This window comes from Streptomyces sp. NPDC094143 (assembly GCF_040303825.1).
Classification (GTDB): domain Bacteria; phylum Actinomycetota; class Actinomycetes; order Streptomycetales; family Streptomycetaceae; genus Streptomyces.
In genome coordinates, this window is sequence record NZ_JBEOTZ010000007.1 from 219348 (window position 1) to 236253 (window position 16906).

At 73.8% G+C, this 16906-nt stretch carries 14 protein-coding genes and 3 pseudogenes; 9 read left to right on the top strand and 8 right to left on the bottom strand.

Annotated elements, in window-relative coordinates:
- Window positions 1-305: 305 nt before the first annotated feature.
- The 3 genes from ABTZ58_RS12515 to ABTZ58_RS12525 form a co-directional block, all read right to left on the bottom strand.
- Window positions 306-1898: a transporter gene (locus tag ABTZ58_RS12515; RefSeq protein WP_351354261.1), complete on the bottom strand. Its 1593-nt coding sequence runs from the start codon at window positions 1896-1898 to the stop codon at window positions 306-308.
- Window positions 1895-2686, bottom strand: coding sequence for an ABC transporter ATP-binding protein (locus ABTZ58_RS12520; protein ID WP_351354264.1), 792 nt, complete (start codon window positions 2684-2686; stop codon window positions 1895-1897). The genes ABTZ58_RS12515 and ABTZ58_RS12520 overlap by 4 nt, the downstream gene beginning before the upstream one ends.
- Window positions 2687-2790: 104 nt before the next feature.
- On the bottom strand, window positions 2791-3453 hold the full coding sequence (locus ABTZ58_RS12525; protein WP_351354267.1) for a bifunctional DNA primase/polymerase: 663 nt from the start codon (window positions 3451-3453) through the stop codon (window positions 2791-2793).
- A gap of 307 nt (window positions 3454-3760) precedes the next feature.
- On the opposite strand from ABTZ58_RS12525, the gene ABTZ58_RS12530 reads away from it, so the two are divergent.
- Together ABTZ58_RS12530 and ABTZ58_RS12535 are read left to right on the top strand one after the other, a co-directional pair.
- Complete coding sequence (locus ABTZ58_RS12530) at window positions 3761-5146, top strand: NsdA family TPR-like regulatory protein (protein ID WP_351354270.1); 1386 nt, start codon at window positions 3761-3763, stop codon at window positions 5144-5146.
- A 201-nt stretch (window positions 5147-5347) separates the two neighbouring features.
- Window positions 5348-7072, top strand: a complete 1725-nt coding sequence (locus tag ABTZ58_RS12535) for a hypothetical protein (protein WP_351354273.1) — start codon at window positions 5348-5350, stop codon at window positions 7070-7072.
- A gap of 46 nt (window positions 7073-7118) precedes the next feature.
- On the opposite strand, the gene ABTZ58_RS12540 is transcribed toward ABTZ58_RS12535, so the two are convergent.
- Window positions 7119-8429: an ABC transporter substrate-binding protein gene (locus ABTZ58_RS12540; protein ID WP_351354276.1), complete on the bottom strand. Its 1311-nt coding sequence runs from the start codon at window positions 8427-8429 to the stop codon at window positions 7119-7121.
- Between the two features lie 117 nt (window positions 8430-8546).
- Between ABTZ58_RS12540 and ABTZ58_RS12545 the strand changes: the two genes are divergently transcribed.
- Window positions 8547-9047, top strand: a complete 501-nt coding sequence (locus ABTZ58_RS12545; RefSeq protein WP_351354279.1) for an SCO4402 family protein — start codon at window positions 8547-8549, stop codon at window positions 9045-9047.
- A 46-nt stretch (window positions 9048-9093) separates the two neighbouring features.
- Entirely contained in the window at window positions 9094-9975 is an 882-nt protein-coding gene (gene purU / locus ABTZ58_RS12550; protein WP_351354282.1) for a formyltetrahydrofolate deformylase, read from the top strand.
- A gap of 33 nt (window positions 9976-10008) precedes the next feature.
- Here purU and ABTZ58_RS12555 read toward each other — a convergent pair whose 3' ends face one another.
- Window positions 10009-11373: a maleylpyruvate isomerase N-terminal domain-containing protein gene (locus ABTZ58_RS12555; protein ID WP_351354285.1), complete on the bottom strand. Its 1365-nt coding sequence runs from the start codon at window positions 11371-11373 to the stop codon at window positions 10009-10011.
- Window positions 11370-11951 (bottom strand): sigma-70 family RNA polymerase sigma factor, encoded by a 582-nt coding sequence (locus ABTZ58_RS12560; RefSeq protein WP_351354288.1) that lies wholly within the window; start codon window positions 11949-11951, stop codon window positions 11370-11372. The genes ABTZ58_RS12555 and ABTZ58_RS12560 overlap by 4 nt, the downstream gene beginning before the upstream one ends.
- Before the next feature lie 362 nt (window positions 11952-12313).
- On the opposite strand from ABTZ58_RS12560, the gene ABTZ58_RS12565 reads away from it, so the two are divergent.
- Together ABTZ58_RS12565 and ABTZ58_RS12570 are read left to right on the top strand one after the other, a co-directional pair.
- A complete protein-coding gene (locus tag ABTZ58_RS12565; RefSeq protein WP_351354291.1) occupies window positions 12314-12694 on the top strand; it encodes an STAS domain-containing protein in 381 nt (126 codons plus the stop codon).
- A gap of 191 nt (window positions 12695-12885) precedes the next feature.
- Complete coding sequence (locus ABTZ58_RS12570) at window positions 12886-13398, top strand: EF-hand domain-containing protein (RefSeq protein ID WP_351354294.1); 513 nt, start codon at window positions 12886-12888, stop codon at window positions 13396-13398.
- Here ABTZ58_RS12570 and ABTZ58_RS12575 read toward each other — a convergent pair.
- A pseudogene (locus tag ABTZ58_RS12575) lies at window positions 13377-13609 on the bottom strand (cyclohexanecarboxylate-CoA ligase); the annotation flags it as partial. The gene ABTZ58_RS12570 and the pseudogene ABTZ58_RS12575 sit on opposite strands and share 22 nt — an antisense overlap.
- Before the next feature lie 29 nt (window positions 13610-13638).
- Between ABTZ58_RS12575 and ABTZ58_RS12580 the strand changes: the two are divergent.
- The 3 genes and pseudogenes from ABTZ58_RS12580 to ABTZ58_RS12590 all read left to right on the top strand — a co-directional run.
- Window positions 13639-13999: pseudogene (locus ABTZ58_RS12580) on the top strand (amidohydrolase family protein); the annotation flags it as partial.
- Window positions 13998-14401, top strand: a pseudogene (locus tag ABTZ58_RS12585) (acyl-CoA dehydrogenase family protein); the annotation flags it as partial. The pseudogenes ABTZ58_RS12580 and ABTZ58_RS12585, both read left to right, overlap by 2 nt.
- Window positions 14402-14866: 465 nt before the next feature.
- Window positions 14867-15355 (top strand): ATP-binding protein, encoded by a 489-nt coding sequence (locus ABTZ58_RS12590; RefSeq protein ID WP_351354416.1) that lies wholly within the window; start codon window positions 14867-14869, stop codon window positions 15353-15355.
- Window positions 15356-15854: 499 nt separating this feature from the next.
- Here the strand turns inward: ABTZ58_RS12590 and ABTZ58_RS12595 are convergent, their stop codons facing one another.
- Window positions 15855-16895: a GlxA family transcriptional regulator gene (locus ABTZ58_RS12595; protein ID WP_351354297.1), complete on the bottom strand. Its 1041-nt coding sequence runs from the start codon at window positions 16893-16895 to the stop codon at window positions 15855-15857.
- Window positions 16896-16906 lie beyond the last annotated feature (11 nt).

Consider the following 16906-nt stretch of genomic DNA (forward strand, 5'->3'; position numbering starts at 1 on the left):
CACGGACCCGGCCCTCGGGTGCTCCGCCGCGCCCCGGCCCCGGTCACGGACCCGGCCCTCGGGTGCTCCGCACGCGCCCCGGCCCCGGTCACGGACCCGGCCCTCGGGTGCTCCGCCGCGCCCCGGCCCCGGTCACGGACCCGGCCCTCGGGTGCTCCGCACGCGCCCCGGCCCCGGTCACGGACCCAGCCCTCGGGCGCTCCGCCGCGGCCGGTCTGGGCGACGACCGGTCGTCGGGCGCTCCGCCGCGCCCGGCCACGCTCACGGACCCGGCCACCGGACGCTCCGTACGCGCCCCGCCCCGGTCACCCCTTGCTGACCGCCTGGAGGATTTCCGGCAGCCGCCGGGCCGTCCGGGGAGCCGCCAGCCGTAGCCCCACCGCCGTGAGCACCGCCCCGTACAGCGTGCCCACGGGCAGCAGCAGCCAGGCGAGGTCCGCGCCGTCCGCGCTCACGTTCAGCCAGATCGTGAGCGCGATGACGGGCGCGCACAGCAGGGCGGCCCCGATCATCCCGCCGAAGATGGAGATCCAGGCGAGCCCGGTCTGCCCGGGGGCGACGTTCTTGTAGCCCTCCTGCGGGATGGAGTAGGGGAAGCGGGCGGAGGTCCACGCCCCGGTCGCGAGCATCGCGCCGAGCAGCGCGAAGGACAGCCCCAGCGCCTCGGGCAGCCGCGGCCAGTCGCCGAGCATGGCCGTCGTGAGGACGGTGACGAGCGCGGCGTAGGGCAGGGTGATCAGCAGCAGGGCGTAGGCCCGGGCGCGCAGCTCGGCGTGGGCGTCGCGGGTGGTGGAGATCGTCATCGCGACCATCCAGAACGCCGAGGAGTCCTGCCCGAACTGGTTGTACATCTGGATGCCGAGCATCCCGGCCGCGAAGCACGCGAAGTACACGGACCCGGTGCCCTGCCAGGCGTTGAAGACCGGCACGATCAGCCCGATCGCCAGCGAGGTCACCCAGGCCGCCTTGGTCTTCGGGTCGCGCCACACGTACCGCAGGCTGCGCTCCATCACCGTGCCCGTGCGGCCGGCCGGCAGCAGCCTGGTGAGCCCGGTCGACGACCGCTCGCGGGCGGCCGTGTCCGCCGCCGGCAGCGTCGAGCCGTCCGGTGAGGTCATCAGCCGGGTCAGATGCCGCGACCACACCGCGAGCAGCACCGCCAGCGCTCCCGCGCTGAGCGCCAGTTGCGCGATCGCGCGCCCGTACGCGCCCTCACCGACCGCGTGTACCGCCCCGATCGCCGACGCGGGCGGCACCCACTGCAGCACGTCCCCCGCCGGGGCCAGCTCACCGAGCCCGGACGCCCCGATCCGCTGCGCGCCAAAGTTGACGATCTGTGCCCCGACGGCGATGACAAGCCCGCTCAGCACCGCGAGGTCGCGGCCCTTGCGGCTGGTCAGCAGCCGCACGTTGGCGGCGGCCACGGCCCGGGCGAGGGCCACGCACACCAGCAGCGCCAGCACGACGGCGAGCACGCCCACCACGAACGCGGCCCCGCCCCGGGCCACCGCGATCACGGAACCGGCCAGCAGGCACAGCGTGAACAGCGGTCCGATCCCCACCAGCGAGGCCGTCAGCAGCGCCCGCACCAGCGGCCGGGGCCGCAGCGGCAGCATCACCAGCCGGGTCGGATCGAGGGTCTCGTCGCCGCTCGGGAAGAACAGCGGCATCACGGCCCAGCCGAGCGCCAGCACCGCCACCGCCAGCACGACCACCGAGTCGGCGTGCGCGTGCCCGCGCAGCGCGATCAGGCCGATCAGCTGCAGCGCGGCGAACAGCAGGGCGACGACGGCCGAAGTGATGTAGGCGGCCTTCCGCCCGCCGGACTGCCGCAGCCCGTTGCGCAGCAGCGACAGCTTCAGCCGGACGAAGACGGGGGTGATCGCGTCGGCGCTCACCGGGCCCCGCCGCCCAGCCAGTCGAGGTCGGACCCGGCGTCCCGGCCCTGGGCGCCGACGAGTTCGAGGAAGGCCCGCTGCAGCGACGGCGCGTCACCGCGCACCTCGGCGAGGGTGCCGGTGGCCCGGATCCGCCCGGCGGCCATCACCGCGACCCAGTCGCACAGCGACTCGACGAGCTCCATGACGTGGGAGGAGAACACCACGGTGGCGCCCGAGGCGGTGTACCGCTCCAGGACGCCCCGGATGGTCTGGGCGGAGACGGGGTCGACACCCTCGAAGGGCTCGTCCAGGAAGAGCACTTCGGGATTGTGGAGGAGAGCGGCGGCGAGGCCGATCTTCTTGCGCATGCCGGTCGAGTAGTCGACGACGAGCTTGTGCTGGGCGCCGGCCAGGTCGAGGACGTCGAGGAGCTGGGTGGCCCGCTTGTCGACCTCGGCGCCGGGCAGCCCGCGCAACCGGCCCGAATACGCCAGCAGTTCCCGCCCCGACAGCCTCTCGAACAGCCGCAGTCCTTCCGGCAGCACCCCGATCCGGGCCTTCACCTCGACGGGATCACGCCACACGTCGTGCCCGGCGATCTCGACGGTCCCGTGGTCGGGCCGGAGCAGCCCGGTCACCATGGACAGCGTGGTGGTCTTCCCCGCCCCGTTCGGTCCGACGAGCCCGATGAACTTGCCCGCGGGCAGCTCCAGATCGATCCCGGCGACAGCGACCTGCTGCCCGAACCGCTTCCAGAGCCCCTGCACACGTACAGCGCTGGATCCCACCGCGCCTCCCTCCGTCACCCTGCACCCTACGGTGGCGTTCTTCAGGGGCGCGGGGAACTGCGCGATCAACCACGACGAAGCCGCAGCCGCCGACGCGGAGCAACCACGCAGACGATCAGGCGCTACCGATCCCGCCCGCACGCATAGGCCAACGGCGAGATCAACTCCTCCGCATCCGGCAGCCACCGATTCGCGGGCGTCGGCCGGCAGGCCCACTGCACGGCCCCCCGCGACCCGAACCGCGTGGGCGGCGCGGCCACGTACGCCCCCTCACCCAGCACCGTCAGATCCAGCGACGACACCGACCACCCGAGTTTTCGCACCAGATCGGGCACCTTCGCGCAGGCCCCCGGCAGCACGAAGAACTCCATCCGCCGATCCGGCGTGAGCGTCACCGGCCCCAGCGTCAGCTCCATCCGCTCCATCCGCGCCAGCGCCAGGAACCCGGCCGTCTCCGGCACGGAGATCGCGTCGAACGTCCGGCCCGTCGGCAGCAGGATCGACGCCGTCGGCTGCTTCTGCCACATCCGCCGTGCGACGGTCGCGCTGCCCGTCGCCTGCGTCGCCCAGTCGGGACGCGCCGGGTGCGAGCCGGGCGCCGGACACGCGGCGTCACCGCACGAGCAGCGCTGACTTCCGTCGGCGGCCTCCAGCCAGGTGCCCGGGAACACGTCCCAGTGCCGTTCCTCGGCGTAGCGGACGGCGGTCTCCAGCAGCGATTCCCCGCGCTGCTTCGGGATCTGAGCGGCTTCGGTGCCGGCGATCGTCTCTTCCACGATGAACACAACTCTGGGCGTCACCAGGGGTTACGCCCGCCCGCGTGCGCGGGGAGGAGCATCCCGTCCGGGGTCGGGGCGCATGGGTGCATGTGCGGGGGCGCGCAGGAGGATCCATGGCCGGAGGTGGGTAGCCACGAGTGGGGCCGGCACCAGCCGTAACCCCGGCAATCCTCACATGCCTCGCATTTTCGGCTGGTCGGCGGGGCATTGATCTTCACGGCCGGATCTCATCGCCGGGACGCGAGGGATCCCGGCCGCGGAAGACACGTCAACTCGGTGCGTGGGCAGGCACCGCAGCCACAGGGGGTACGCCATGGCCGCAAGGCCGCTCGTCGCCCGGCAGCCGAACGAACGGCTCCAGGCGCTCATCCAGGAGGCCGGCTGTTCCAACGCCGGCCTCGCCCGCCGGGTCAACATGTGCGGGGCCGAGCACGGACTCGACCTGCGCTACGACAAGACGTCCGTGGCGCGCTGGCTGCGCGGGCAGCAACCGCGGGGCCGGGCACCGGCGATCATCGCCGAGGCGCTGGGCCGCAAACTCGGCCGTACGGTCACGATCGACGAGATCGGCATGGCCAACGGCAAGAACCTCGCCTCGGGGGTGGGGCTCCAGTTCTCGCCGACGGTACTGGGGGCCATCGAGCAGGTCTGCGAGCTGTGGCGCAGCGACGTGGGGCGGCGGGACTTCCTGTCCGGCTCCTCCGTCGCCGCGTCCGCGCTGGTCGAGCCCAGCCGCGACTGGCTGATCTCCGCGCCGGACCCGCAGGTGTCGCGCTCGGCGGGGCCGCGGGTCGGGCAGTCCGACGTGGAGGCCGTCCGGGCCATGACGCAGGCGCTGGTGGACCTGGACCACCAGTACGGCAGCGGGCACGTGCGCCCGGTGGTCGTGCACTACCTCAACAGCGTGGTCTCGGGGCTGCTGGCGGGGTCGTACCGGGAGGCGGTGGGGCGGGACCTGTTCGCCGCGGTGGCGCGGCTGACGGAGCTCGCCGGGTACATGGCCGTCGACACCGGACAGCCGGGGCTGGCCCAGCGCTACTACATCCAGGCCCTGCGGCTGGCCCAGGCGGCCGGGGACCGCGGCTACGGCGGCTACGTCCTCGCGGCCTCCATGAGCCACCTCGCCGCGCAGCTCGGGAACCCGCGCGAGATCGCGCAGTTGGCACGGGCGGCGCAGGAGGGGGCGCGGGGGCGCGTCACGCCGCGCGCGGAGTCCATGTTCCACGCGGCGGAGGCGCGCGGGCACGCCCTGCTGGGCGACGTGCGCGCCGCCCAGGTCGCGGCCGGGCGCGCGGTGAGCGCCCTGGAGGCGGCCGACCCGGCCACGGGGGACGACCCGGTGTGGATCGCGCACTTCGACGAGGCGTACCTGGCCGACGAGTTGGCCCACTGTCACCGGGACCTCGGGCAGGCCGAGGCGGCGGCGCGGTGCGCGCAGGAGTCGCTCGCCGGGCACCCCGAGACGCGGGCGCGCCGCCGGGCCATCGGATATGTGCTGCTCGCCACAGCGCAGGTGCAGCAGCGCGAGATCGAGGAGGCGTGCAGCACCGGCATGAAGGCCGTCGAACTGCTGGAGGGCCTGCGGACCAACCGGGGCGCCGAGTACCTGGAGGACTTCCAGCAGCGGCTGGAGCCGTACCGGGACGAGGCGGTGGTGAGGGAGTTCGGCGCGCGGCTCGACCTGCAGGCGGCGGCGTGAACACAGGCCCCGCGCAAGCGTGAACATCCGGGTAACGGCCGCCTGACGGACGGGAGGTGGCGCGAAAGGCGTGCCGTGACCCGGTTCTGTTACCGCGCTCACAGGGCAGGCGGTCACGCCCTGTGCTGCGTGGCACGGGGCTCAGGGGACCCGGTAGCGTGACCCGACGATTCACAAGGTCCCCCATTAGTAGGAGTCCCGGTGACGCAGAGTGGACAGGGCGAGGAGCCCTCGGCGCGCCCCGCGCGCGAAGGCATCGTGCTGCCCTCGGACGGTGGCGAACCCCTGCTGCCGGGCATGACGGGCGGACCCGGCGACGCCGCCGCGCGCCGGCCCGCCCCCGCTCCGACGGGACAGGCCCCGGCCGAGGGCCAGACCTGGGGCCGGCCCTGGGGCCCCGAGCAGCAGACGCCCCCGCAGCCGGGCCAGGCCTGGCAGTCCCCGCCGCAGCAGCAGTGGCACGCGCCGGAGCAGCAGTCCTGGGACGGCGGGCACTCCGCGCCCGGTCCGCAGGACCCGGGAGCGCTCCCGCAGGAGGACGCCCGGCCGCCGCACCACGCCCCGTACGACCCGGCCCGGCCGCAGGCGGGTGCCTACGGAGGCGCCCCGCTGCCGCCGGATGGGACCGGCGGGCACGCGGGCGGGCCGCAGGGCACCGACGGATACGGGCCCCCGGCCGGAGGCGGCCTGCCGCCGGCCGCCGGCGCGTACGGCGCCGGAGCCCCCCTGCCGCCCGCCGCGGACGCCTACGGGACGCCCTCGGGCGGCCTGCCGCAGTCCTCCGGCGCGTACGGATCTCCCGCCGGGGCGCCGGGACACGGTCCCGGGGGCGCCCCGCGGCACACCGCCCCCGACGAGGGGGCGACCCAGTACCTGCCGCCCGTCGCCGCGGACGGGTCCGCCGCGGCCACGCAGTACCTGCCGCCCGTGCCCCCGGCCGCCGACGAGGGGGCCACGCAGTACATACCCCCGGTCGGACCGGGGGCGCTGCCGCCCGAGTCGTCCGCCGGGGAGGACCCCGAGGCGACACGGTTCCTGGGGACCGGGCCGCGCGCCGGGTCGGGAGCCGGGCCGCTGCCGCCCGCCTCCAACCCGGACGCCGAGGCCACGCAGTACATCGCGCCGGTGCCCGGGGGCACGGACCAGCAGCCGCCCGCCGAGTTCGGCCACCTCTTCCGCGCCGACCAGGCCGCCGAGGCCCCCGCCGGGGCCACCCAGCAGCTGCCCCGTGTCGAGCAGCACCGGCCCCAGTCCTCCCGCGCCGCTCCCGCCGCGGGCCGCTCGCGCGGCGGCCGGACCGGCTCACGCGTCCCCGTCATCGCCGCCGTCGGCATCGGCATCGCCGTCCTCGGCGTCGGCGCCGGCGCGCTGCTCGCCGGCGGGGGCGGCGGTGACGACGGCGGCGACGACAACAAGACCGTGGCCGCCTCCGCGCCCGCGACGGACGGCTCCGCCTCCCCCTCCGCCGACCCCGCCCGCGCCCAGGCCGTCGAGCTGGACAAGCTGCTCGCCGACAGCGGCGACAGCCGCAGCGCGGTGATCAGCGCGGTGGCCGACGTCAAGGGCTGCGACAACCTCGCCCAGGCCGCCAAGGACCTGCGCGACGCGGCCAGGCAGCGCACCCAGCTGGTCACCCGGCTCGGCGGCATCGAGGTCGACCGGCTGCCCGGCCACGCCGAGCTCACCACCGCCCTCACCAAGGCGTGGCGGGCCTCCGCCTCCGCCGACAACCACTACGCGGCCTGGGCCGACCAGACCGCCGGCAAGAAGGGCTGCAAGAAGGGCCAGGCCCGCGTCACCGGCCAGACCCAGGCCGGCAACCGGGCCAGCGGCGTCGCGAGCGCCGAGAAGGCCAAGGCGGCCACGCTGTGGAACAGCATCGCCAAGACGTACGGCCTGACCGAACGCCAGCCGACGCAGCTGTGACGGACGCCGGGGCGAGCGGGCCAGGCGTGCACCGCCGGGCCCGCGCCTAGTAGGTCACGTCGGCGTCCTGCAGGGTCCTGGTCGTGTCGACGAAGCCCTTGCGCGCCGACACCAGCCGCCCCTCGCGCACCACCTGCAGGGTCACGTTCGCGTTGACCAGCCGCGGGAAGCCGACGGAGGCCAGCTCGTCCTGGAACCGCCACTGCAGGGTCGGCGTGAGCCCGCCCGTGTCGACCTCCAGGCCGTCGTCGAGGGCCTCCGCGACCGTGTCGGCGCTCACCTCGCCGCCGCCGAGCGACTCGACGACCCGGTGGAACACGGTGTAGGCGATCCAGGTGGTCTGCACACCGGCGTCCGCGGGGTCGATGCGGTTGTCGCCGAAGGCCTCCTCCCTGATCACCCGCTTCATCCCGTCCCAGCGCGGATCGCTCGCCACGGGGTACCAGCCGGTGATGTACGACCCCTCGTACGGGCCCGAAGCCCCGCCGGTCGCGTCGATCACCGTCTGGTCGACGCTGCCGAGCACGGCGGCCGTCCGTACGTCGGGATAGTCCTCCCGGGCCCGGCGGAAGGAGTCCATGAAGGTGCCGTTGCGGTCCCCGAGCGCGGGCACCACACAGCCCTCGTCCTGCGGGTCGGTGGTCGTCGAGCGCAGCGCCCGCTCGGCCTGGCCGTCGTACTCGGTGGCGTCCTCCGGCGCCCGCTGGTCCCGCGCGGGCTCGTGCCCGCCCGACTTCAGGCCCGAGTCGAGCAGCGGCGGCAGCTGGTCGCCCGCGATCGTGTCGGGCCGGATCAGGGCGACCGGCCCGCAGTCGGCGAGCGCGCGGCCCAGACCGGCGAGCAGCGCGGGCTGGCCGCCGTTGACCGGGTAGGACAGGGGGCTGGTGAACTCGGCGTTCGTGATGCCGTAGCCGCCTATGTAGGGGATGCCCGCGCCCTCCAGGGAGGGGAAGAAGGAGTCGGCGTACTGGCTGTAGGATCCGACGACCGCGACCACGTTCTCCTTGGCGGCCTGCCGGGCGCACTTGGCGGCGGCCACGCTGTCGTTGTGGTCGTTGCAGGTCAGCACCTTGAGCTCGCGGCCGTTGATCCCGCCGTTGGCGTTCACCCAGCGGGCGTAGGCGCGGGCGAAGGCCGGCATGCCGGGCTTGTTGGTGGCCCTGGTCTTCTCGGGCGCCCACGTCATGACGGTGATGGGATCGTCCCCGGCACCCCCCGCGGTACCGGGCACGACCCCGCAGCCGGCGAGGAGTGACGCGCAGGCGACCGCCGTGCCCGCGGAGAGGACGCCTTTTCTGGCGTGACGGGTGAGGAGGCCGGAAAGGGATGTGCTGCGGGTGCGTCGCCTGCCGGTCATGGTTCCGCACGATTCCGTCACATGGCTAACCCATGAGTGACCAGCGGTCAACGATCGGTGATGTGCAGGTGAATTACGGGGGTCCGTGTGTCCGATGTGGAGGGGAACGTACGATCGATGACCGTGCAAGCTTCGGAGAACTCTTCCCGACGTGGCCGTCGCTCATCCACCATGGGCGGCATGCCTGTCAACGACATGCCGTGGTGGCGCTGGCGCAGCAACGTGCGCTCGGCGCTGCACATGCTCTCCGATCCCGTCTTCCAGCGGGACGTCTGGCTGGCCGGCGTGGACGGCTACGGCGACGTGACCGACGCGGTGTACCGGCTGGTCGAGGACACCTGGCTGGACCACTGGTCCGCCGAGAAGTACGTCGGCACGATCTTCCGCGACGCGCAGGAGGCGGCCCTCGTCGACACCGCCGTGCTGCGGGTGCTGCGGATCATGCACCAGGTGGGACCGGACGCGCCGGTCGCCGCGTACCTGGAGCACGAGGCGTGGCCGGAGGCGGTCCGGGCCGCCCGGGAGGCGCACGTACTCCTCGCCACGAGCGACGGCGAGGAGCCGGACACCCCGCCGCGCAGCCTGGAGGTGCTGCGGATCATGACGAGGTCCGCCTAGCGGGACGATTGCCGGCGCCGTCGCCCCTTGTGGGAACCTGTCCTGCATGAACGAGCAGTCCACCAGCGCCGCGGTTCCGGCCGACCAGTACGTCCTCACCCTCTCCTGCCCGGACAGGAAGGGCATCGTGCACGCCGTGTCGAGCTATCTGTTCATGACCGGCTGCAACATCGAGGACAGCCAGCAGTTCGGCGACCACGACACGGGACTGTTCTTCATGCGGGTCCACTTCTCGGCGGACGCCCCGGTGACGGTGGAGAAGCTGCGGGCCAGCTTCGCCGCGATCGGTGACTCCTTCCAGATGGACTGGCAGATCAACCGGGGCGACGAGAAGATGCGCATCCTGCTGATGGTCAGCAGGTTCGGGCACTGCCTGAACGACCTGCTGTTCCGGGCGCGGATCGGGGCGCTGCCGGTGGAGATCGCGGCCGTGGTGTCCAACCACACGGACTTCGCCGAGCTGGTGGGCTCGTACAACGTGCCCTTCCACCACATCCCGGTGACCAAGGACACCAAGCCCGAGGCCGAGGCGCGGCTGCTGGAGCTCGTGCGCGAGGAGGGCGTGGAGCTGGTCGTGCTCGCCCGCTACATGCAGGTCCTCTCCGACGACCTGTGCAAGCAGCTCAGCGGGCGGATCATCAACATCCACCACTCCTTCCTGCCGAGCTTCAAGGGCGCCAAGCCGTACCACCAGGCGCACGCCCGGGGTGTGAAGCTGATCGGGGCCACGGCTCACTATGTGACGGCCGACCTGGACGAGGGGCCGATCATCGAGCAGGAGGTCGAGCGGGTCGGGCACGACGTCACGCCGGACCAGCTGGTGGCGATCGGGCGGGACGTGGAGTGCCAGGCGCTGGCGCGGGCCGTGAAGTGGCACGCCGAGCGGAGGATCCTGCTGAACGGGCGGCGGACCGTCGTTTTCGCCTAGGAGCGCAGTTCCCCACGCCCCTGTGGGCGCGTTCTACATCCTGCTCAGTGACGCCGCCGCGAAGAGGACGTCCCTGATCGCCTCCCGGTCCCCGACCTGGCCGGCCGCGGCCTCCTGCGGGGGGACGTGGCCCGCCGCGAGGCGGCAGAACTCGACACCGTCCAGGGCCACGTGGGCCACCTCGTGCTCGGCGGAGCCCTTGGCGGCGGGGGAGTCCAGGGGGATCAGCCACTCGCCGCCGCCCGAGCCCTCGATCTCCAGGCGCAGGCTGCGGCCCGGTTCGCCGGCCGCGACCAGGTGGCGGTGGTGGGCGGGAGCCGCGAGACCGGTCCGCCTGCGGTGGGCCAGGACCGCCGGGAGCATGCGGGCCGCCAGGTCGATCATGCGGTGCAGATGGCGTGGCGCGGGCGGATCGTAGGGGTAGTCGACCGCGTCCGCGATGTCCTCGGCGTGCACCCAGCACTCGAAGGCCCGGTCGAGCATCGCGTCGTGCAGGGGCAGGTCGAAGTCGCCGTAGGGGATCGCCGTCCGCCCCGCGCCGCCGCCCGTGAAGGACACCGTGCGGACCAGGCTGTGGCTCTGCTCCCGCCAGGGGGCGCGTACGGAGCGGGTGGGCGGGAAGTGGGAGGCGCGCCAGTACGCCTCGGTGCGCTCCGCCGGGGTCGGCCGCGTGGCGGGGACCTCGCCCAGCGGGTCGTCCAGGCCGAGCGCGACCGCCACCAGCCCGTCGACGCTGAGCAGGTGCGCGATCACCCCGGCGACGGTGGTCCGGCGGGTCGTCGCCTCGTCGGCGCGGAACCAGCGCAGCCGTACCGGGGCGTGCCACTCGGCGTCGCCGAAGTCCTGCAGCAGGGCGTCCAGGCGGGCGGTCTCGGCGTCGTACGCGGCGGCCCACTCCGGCACCGGGATGCGGGGCGGGCGCCGCTCCAGGCACGTCTGCAGGACGCGGGTGCGCAGGCCCGGGTCGAGGTCGAGGCTCTCCGGGCGCTGCAGCAGCCCGACCGCCTCGCGCAGCCGCCGGGCCTCGTCGGCGCACCCGCCGCACGATCCGAGGTGCTCCTCGACGGCCGTGGCCTCCTCGGCCGAGCAGGCGGCCAGCGCCCAGGCGCCGAGCAGGGACTTCAGTACGGGATGCTCGAACACCGGCCGTTCCGGTGGTGGTGGCGCGGGCAGGGGCGGCCCGCCGTCCTCGGCGGAGGTCCGGGGCGGGGGTATCCGCGGCGGCCCGCCACCGGCGTGCGGCGCGTCGCCGTACCCGGGTCCGCCGGATCCGCCGGGTCCGCCTGCACTGGCTTCATCCCGACTGCCGTTCTCTCTCCAGGTGTCGTCCTGCTCCGCGCGACCGCCGCCCGCGCCCTCGTGGTCGTCGTACGCCTCGAAAGGGTCCGGCCCGTTCACACCGCACCCCCGAATCCTGACGGGGCGCCCGGGGCCTCGGTCTCGTGGGCGGTGGACAGCAGTTGCAGGCCCAGGCGCAGGCGGCGGCGGGCCTCGTCCTCGGTGATGCCGAGGTCGGCGGCGGCCTGGCGGTAGTCGCGGCGCTGGAAGTAGGCCCGCTCCAGGGCCGAGCGCAGCGGGACCGGCATGGACTGGACGATGTAGTCGGCGCGGGCGGCGACCGCGGCGCTGCGCACCCGGTGCTCCAGCTCCTCCGCGGTGCCGGAGCCGTCCCGGGCGAGGGCGGCGGTCTCGGTGGCGCGCAGCCGCTGCACCGCGAGCCGGTGGGTCAGCGCGGCGACCCAGGTCCGCAGCGGACCGTCCTTGGGGTCGTAGGAGTCGGGGTGCTCCCAGACGTGGACGAAGACCTCGCGGGTGATGCCGTCGGCCGCGCTCTCGTCGCCGAGGACGCGGTGGGCGAGACCGTGCACGAGGGAGGCGAACCGGTCGTAGAACTCGCCGAGGGCGGCGGCTTCCCCGCGGGCGAGCCGCTGCTGCATCTTGCGGTCCCAGCGCGGCGGTACGTCCCTCTTCGCCATGCGGCCCCCTCACCCCCTGCTCGTGTTCCGCGCCCGTGCTCTGCCCAGCCTCGTGCCTCACGTCTCCTCGAATGTAGTCGGCACGTCAGGTAGCGCACGCCCCTTTGTGGCAATGTGCGCCCCCCGAAGGCCCGCAGGTGGTAGGGGGCTCCGGCGCTCGCGCGGGATGCCTTTGGAGTCGCGCCTACCCATCCGCCCTCCGATCAGACATGACTGATTAGGATCGAAGCGGATCGAAGTCGACCAAAACAAGCCTCTTTTGCGAGGGAGCCGTTTTCCGGGCCGCGTTTCAGGGAACGGCCGCTGGGCAGCCGCGCTGCAAGGAAGCGTAGGGACTGCTTCCGTTTTGGTGAGCGAGGGGCGTGGTGGTGACCTTCAATGTGACCGGCGGCGAGCAGGGCGAATGGGCCGTGCTCCACGTGTCGGGCGAACTGGACCTGGTGACGTCGCCGGTGCTGCGTCAGCGGGTGCACGACGTGGTGGCCGAGGGGCACCACTGTCTCGTCCTGGACCTGTCCGAGGTGTTCTTCTGCGATTCCAGCGGCGTCGGCGTGCTCATCGCCGTCCGCCGGCTGATCCGCTCCTGCCAGGGCCGGCTGCGCCTGGTGCTGCCCGCCCGGGGCGCCGCGGACGGTTCCCACGTCAACCGGGTCCTCGGCGCACTGGGTGTGCGCCGCCTGTTCGACGTGTACGGCGATCTGGACGCGGCCCTGGGCGACGAGGGCGAACCCCTCTCCGCCTGATCCCCTGGCCACCCCCGCGTGACGTCCCTCTCACGCAACGGCAGGACGGGTGTCGCCGTTCCGGCACGGTGTCGTCCCGGAATTCCCCCGGTCTTGGCACAAGTGACGTTTTCCCGCGCCCGAACCGCTCCCCCCGTCGTACGCTCCGACCCAGACGCACCCCACCCGACGTAAGGCGGCCCGAAACAGACATGGTCAGCAGCGAGTACGAGCGCAGGATCGCCGACCGGTTCGCCACCTTCGACCAGGACGGCAACGGCTACATCGACCGCGAGGACTTCTACGGGGCGGCCAAGGCGCTGCTCACGGAGTTCGCCGTCGCGGCCCGCTCCGACAAGGGGCAGGCGCTGTTCGGCGGCGCCGAGGCGTTCTGGCAGGGCATGGCCGGCATGGCGGACCGCGACGGCGACCAGCGCATCACGCGCGAGGAGTTCGTCAACGGCGCGGTCAAGCGCCTGAGCGACAACCCCGACCGGTTCGCCGAGATCGCCCGTCCCTTCCTGCACGCGGCCCTGGACGTCGCCGACACCGACGACGACGGCGCCGTGGCGGTCGAGGAGGCCGGGCGCGTCCTGAAGTGCCTGGGCGTCCCCGAGGAGATGGCCGCGCCTGCCGCCGCCACGCTCGACGCGGACGGCGACGGCAAGGTCGGCGAGGCCGATGTCGTGCCCGCGTTCGCCCGCTACTTCACCGTGCCCGAGTAGCGCTCGCGCGGCTTGTACTTCAGCACCTTCCGCAGGGTCTCGCCCCGCGGAAGGGCGTCCACCGGCTCCAGCCGCTCAGGCAGCTTGTGCACCGCCGGGCCCTCGGCGCGCAGGAACGCGGTCACGGCGTCGAGCGTCAAGGGCCCGGCCCCGGGCGGCTGTTCCGCCACCGCGCACACACCAGCTCCCCGCGGTCCGCGTCGTGCAGCCCGGAGCCGCCCGCGAGCAGCCGAACGGTCCGTGCACAGCACGCCCTCGGGGGAACTGCCCGGCGGCGATCCGTCCGTGCCGCCCCCGCCGCCCGCCGACGGCACCGCGGTCCGCTGGATCTACCGGACGTCCGGCACCAGCGGTGAACTCGCCCACGTCGGCGGCAAGTACCGCATCACCATGGACTCGGAGGCCGCCCACCGACCGGTGGATCCACGAGGACCTGAAGTCCCCGTACAAGCGCGACATCGCCGCCGTCGGCTCCGACCGGGACGAGGTGACCCTGGAGGGGATCACCCGCGAGGAGATGCGGCGCGGCTGCCGGGGCCCCGAGGCCCGGCTGGCGGACATGGACCTCAACCACGTCGAGGCCGGCCTCTGCTTCCCCTCCTCCGCCGCGCGCCGTCCTCCTCACGGCCGCCGGCCAACTCGGCACGGCAGGCCGCGTCTGCGAGCCGGCGTCGCAACACGCCCGGGCGCGCGAGCAGTTCGGACGGCCCGTCGGCGACTTCCGGGCCGTGGCACACCTGTGCGCCGGGATGCCGGTCCGCGCGGAGACGGCCCGCGCGGCGGGGTACGCGGCGGCCGTCACCGGCGACCCGGTCGACATCGCCGCCGCCCTGGCTGCTCGCCGACGAGGCCGCCGAGCGCGGCGCCCGCGACTGTCTCCGGGTGCGCGGCGGCACGGGCTTCACCTGGGAGTCCGAGGTCCATCCGCCTTCCGAAACGGGCATGGGTTCGAACCCGACGTGGCAGCGGCGTCACGGAGAGTGAGGAGATGGCGGCGGTGGATCGGCCGGCCGAAGCGGGCCGACAGGCCGTCTGGCTGGGGTATCGCCGTACGGGCCCAGGGGAATTGTCGCGGATCGTGGCACGCCGTGATCACGGAGCGTTGATACCGGCTTGTGTCCTCGATGTGACTCGTCACGGCCCGGAGTCGACGGCACGCTCCGGTACCTTGTGTGAGATGCGAGTGGCTCTGAGCGCAGTGCGACCCAGTGGCGCCGCCTGTTCGACTGCCCCGGGGGAGCGTCGCACAGTATGCCGCACGGGTACTCCTTCGCGCTGGAATATGCCCGAAGCGCTTGTTGGCGTGACTGTACGTCAACCATGCTGTCCCACAAGGGATTCACGGTCCGTGATCCCTGACCCGGCCGTTGTTCTGGCCATGCAGAGAATGGCTACGATCGTGGCCCTCGTGAGGCGCGAGCCTAAGTGTCCGCCGGTTCGGATGGTGTGAGCGGTGCAGGTGCTTCAAGTGCAGCTGGAGATCCGGCCCGACCCCGCAGAGGTGGGGCGGGCCCGGCGGTGGGCCCGCTCGCGCCTGGCCGGGTCGGGTATACAGGCCGATGAACCGCTCGCCGAGACGCTGATCCTGCTGGTCTCCGAGCTCGTCACCAACGCCGTGGTGCACACCGGCCGCCCCGCCGTGCTGCGGCTCTGCCTGCCACCGGCGGTGACGGAGGAGGCGACGGTCCGCCTGGAGGTCGCCGACCGCAGCGGCCGGGCCCCCGTGCCGCGGTGCGCGGGCGACGAGGCGACCGGCGGCCGGGGCCTCGCCCTCGTGGACGGCCTCGCCGACCGCTGGGGCTGGAGCGTCGAGGCCACTGGCAAGCGCATCTGGTGTGAACTGGACCGTTGCGCCGCCTCCCGTGACATCACGGCGTCGTGCGGGGGTGGCGCGGTGGTGTACGGCGACGCCGGCGGCACGGCCCTCGAAGGGCTCGCGGCGTACGAGGCGGTGTAGGGGGCGCGCGCCCTCCCCGCGGTGCATGGCGGCACATGCCGCGCGGTTGCTGCGGCGGGCCCGAGGCGCGGGGGCATGAGGGGTCGGCCGCTTCCGTGCGGAGACGCGGCGGTGCGCCGGGACGTGCTTCCGTGCGCGCCTGCGGCAAAAGCCGCACAAGGGGCAGATCGCCGAATCGGTGTTGACGCGCCGTGACCGGATGTTCACGCTTGTGGGCAGCGATTCGCCGTGAGGGGACGGCGAGGGCCGCGCGACGGCGGTCCTCGGCGAGTGTGAGTCGTGACTCGGCGTCGGCTTCCTTCAGGGCCATGGAGGCCGGGGCGGGAGCGCCGGAGTCGGGTGGCGGCGCGCGCTGTCGTGCTCGGGGCGAGCAGCGCGGCGCCGCCATCAGTCGTCAGGGGTGGACACCGGCCGGTTTCTCCACAGGCTGTGGACAACTTTCCGAGAGGTGCGCGCGGCCGGGGGCGCCCGCGGCCGGGGCGGGTGGACCGGGCGGGGCTCACGTTCTGAGGCGGGCCTCCGGGTGCTCGGCCCCGGCCCGGAAGGTCCGCCGGTAGGCGGAGGGCGTGACGCCGAGCGCCGCCTGGAGGTGCTGGCGCATCGACTGGGCCGTGCCGAAGCCCGCCTCCCGGGCCACCTGGTCGACCGAGCGGTCGGTGGACTCCAGCAGGTGCCGGGCCCGCTCCACCCGCTGCTGGGTGAGCCACTGGCCGGGACTGACACCGGTCTCCTCGCGGAAGCGGCGGGTGAAGGTGCGCACCGACATGGCCTCCTGGGCGGCCATGTCGCGCAGCTGGATCGGCTCGTGGAGACGGCCCAGGGCCCAGGTGCGGGCCGTGGTGGTGGACGCCTGCTGCGGGTCCGGCACCGGCCGCGCTATGTACTGCGCCTGCCCGCCCGCGCGGTGCGGCGGCACGACCGTACGGCGGGCCACGTCGTTGGCGACGGCGGTGCCGTGGTCGCGGCGCACCATGTGCAGGCACAGGTCGATGCCGGCCGCGACGCCCGCCGAGGTCAGCACGTCGCCGTCGTCGACGAACAGCACGTCCGGGTCGACCCGGACTCGCGGGAAGAGCCGCTGCAGGTGCTCGGCCTGGGCCCAGTGGGTGGTCGCGGGGCGGCCGTCGAGCAGGCCGGCGGCGGCGAGGACGTAGACGCCGGTGCAGATGGAGGCCAGCCGGGTGCCGGGCCTGAGGTGGGCGAGGGCGGCGGCGAGCTCGTCGGTCAGCACGCCGTCCTCGTAGACCGGGCCGAGCTCGTACGACGCCGGGACGATCACCGTGTCGGCCGTGGCGAGGACCTCCGGGCCGTGCGGGACGTGGATGGCGAAGTCGGCGTCCGTCTCCACCGGGCCCGGCGGCCGGACCGAGCAGGTCAGGACCTCGTACAGGGGCCGCCCGCGGTCGTCCTTCGGGCGGCCGAAGATACGGTGCGGGATGCCCAGCTCGAACGGGAGCAGTCCGTCGAGGGCGAGCACGACGACGCGGTGCGGACGGTAGCCCGCGTCAGCGGGACCGGATGTGCTCGTCTCTTCGCTCATCTCGCTTCGTC

Coding starts and splice junctions, on each gene's coding strand:
- ABTZ58_RS12530 (WP_351354270.1), top strand. CDS start 3,761: ATGGCCGCAAGGCCGCTCGTCGCCCGGCAGCCGAACGAACGGCTCCAG.
- ABTZ58_RS12540 (WP_351354276.1), bottom strand. CDS start 8,429: ATGACCGGCAGGCGACGCACCCGCAGCACATCCCTTTCCGGCCTCCTC.
- ABTZ58_RS12545 (WP_351354279.1), top strand. CDS start 8,547: ATGACCGTGCAAGCTTCGGAGAACTCTTCCCGACGTGGCCGTCGCTCA.
- purU (WP_351354282.1), top strand. CDS start 9,094: ATGAACGAGCAGTCCACCAGCGCCGCGGTTCCGGCCGACCAGTACGTC.
- ABTZ58_RS12560 (WP_351354288.1), bottom strand. CDS start 11,951: ATGGCGAAGAGGGACGTACCGCCGCGCTGGGACCGCAAGATGCAGCAG.
- ABTZ58_RS12570 (WP_351354294.1), top strand. CDS start 12,886: ATGGTCAGCAGCGAGTACGAGCGCAGGATCGCCGACCGGTTCGCCACC.
- ABTZ58_RS12595 (WP_351354297.1), bottom strand. CDS start 16,895: ATGAGCGAAGAGACGAGCACATCCGGTCCCGCTGACGCGGGCTACCGT.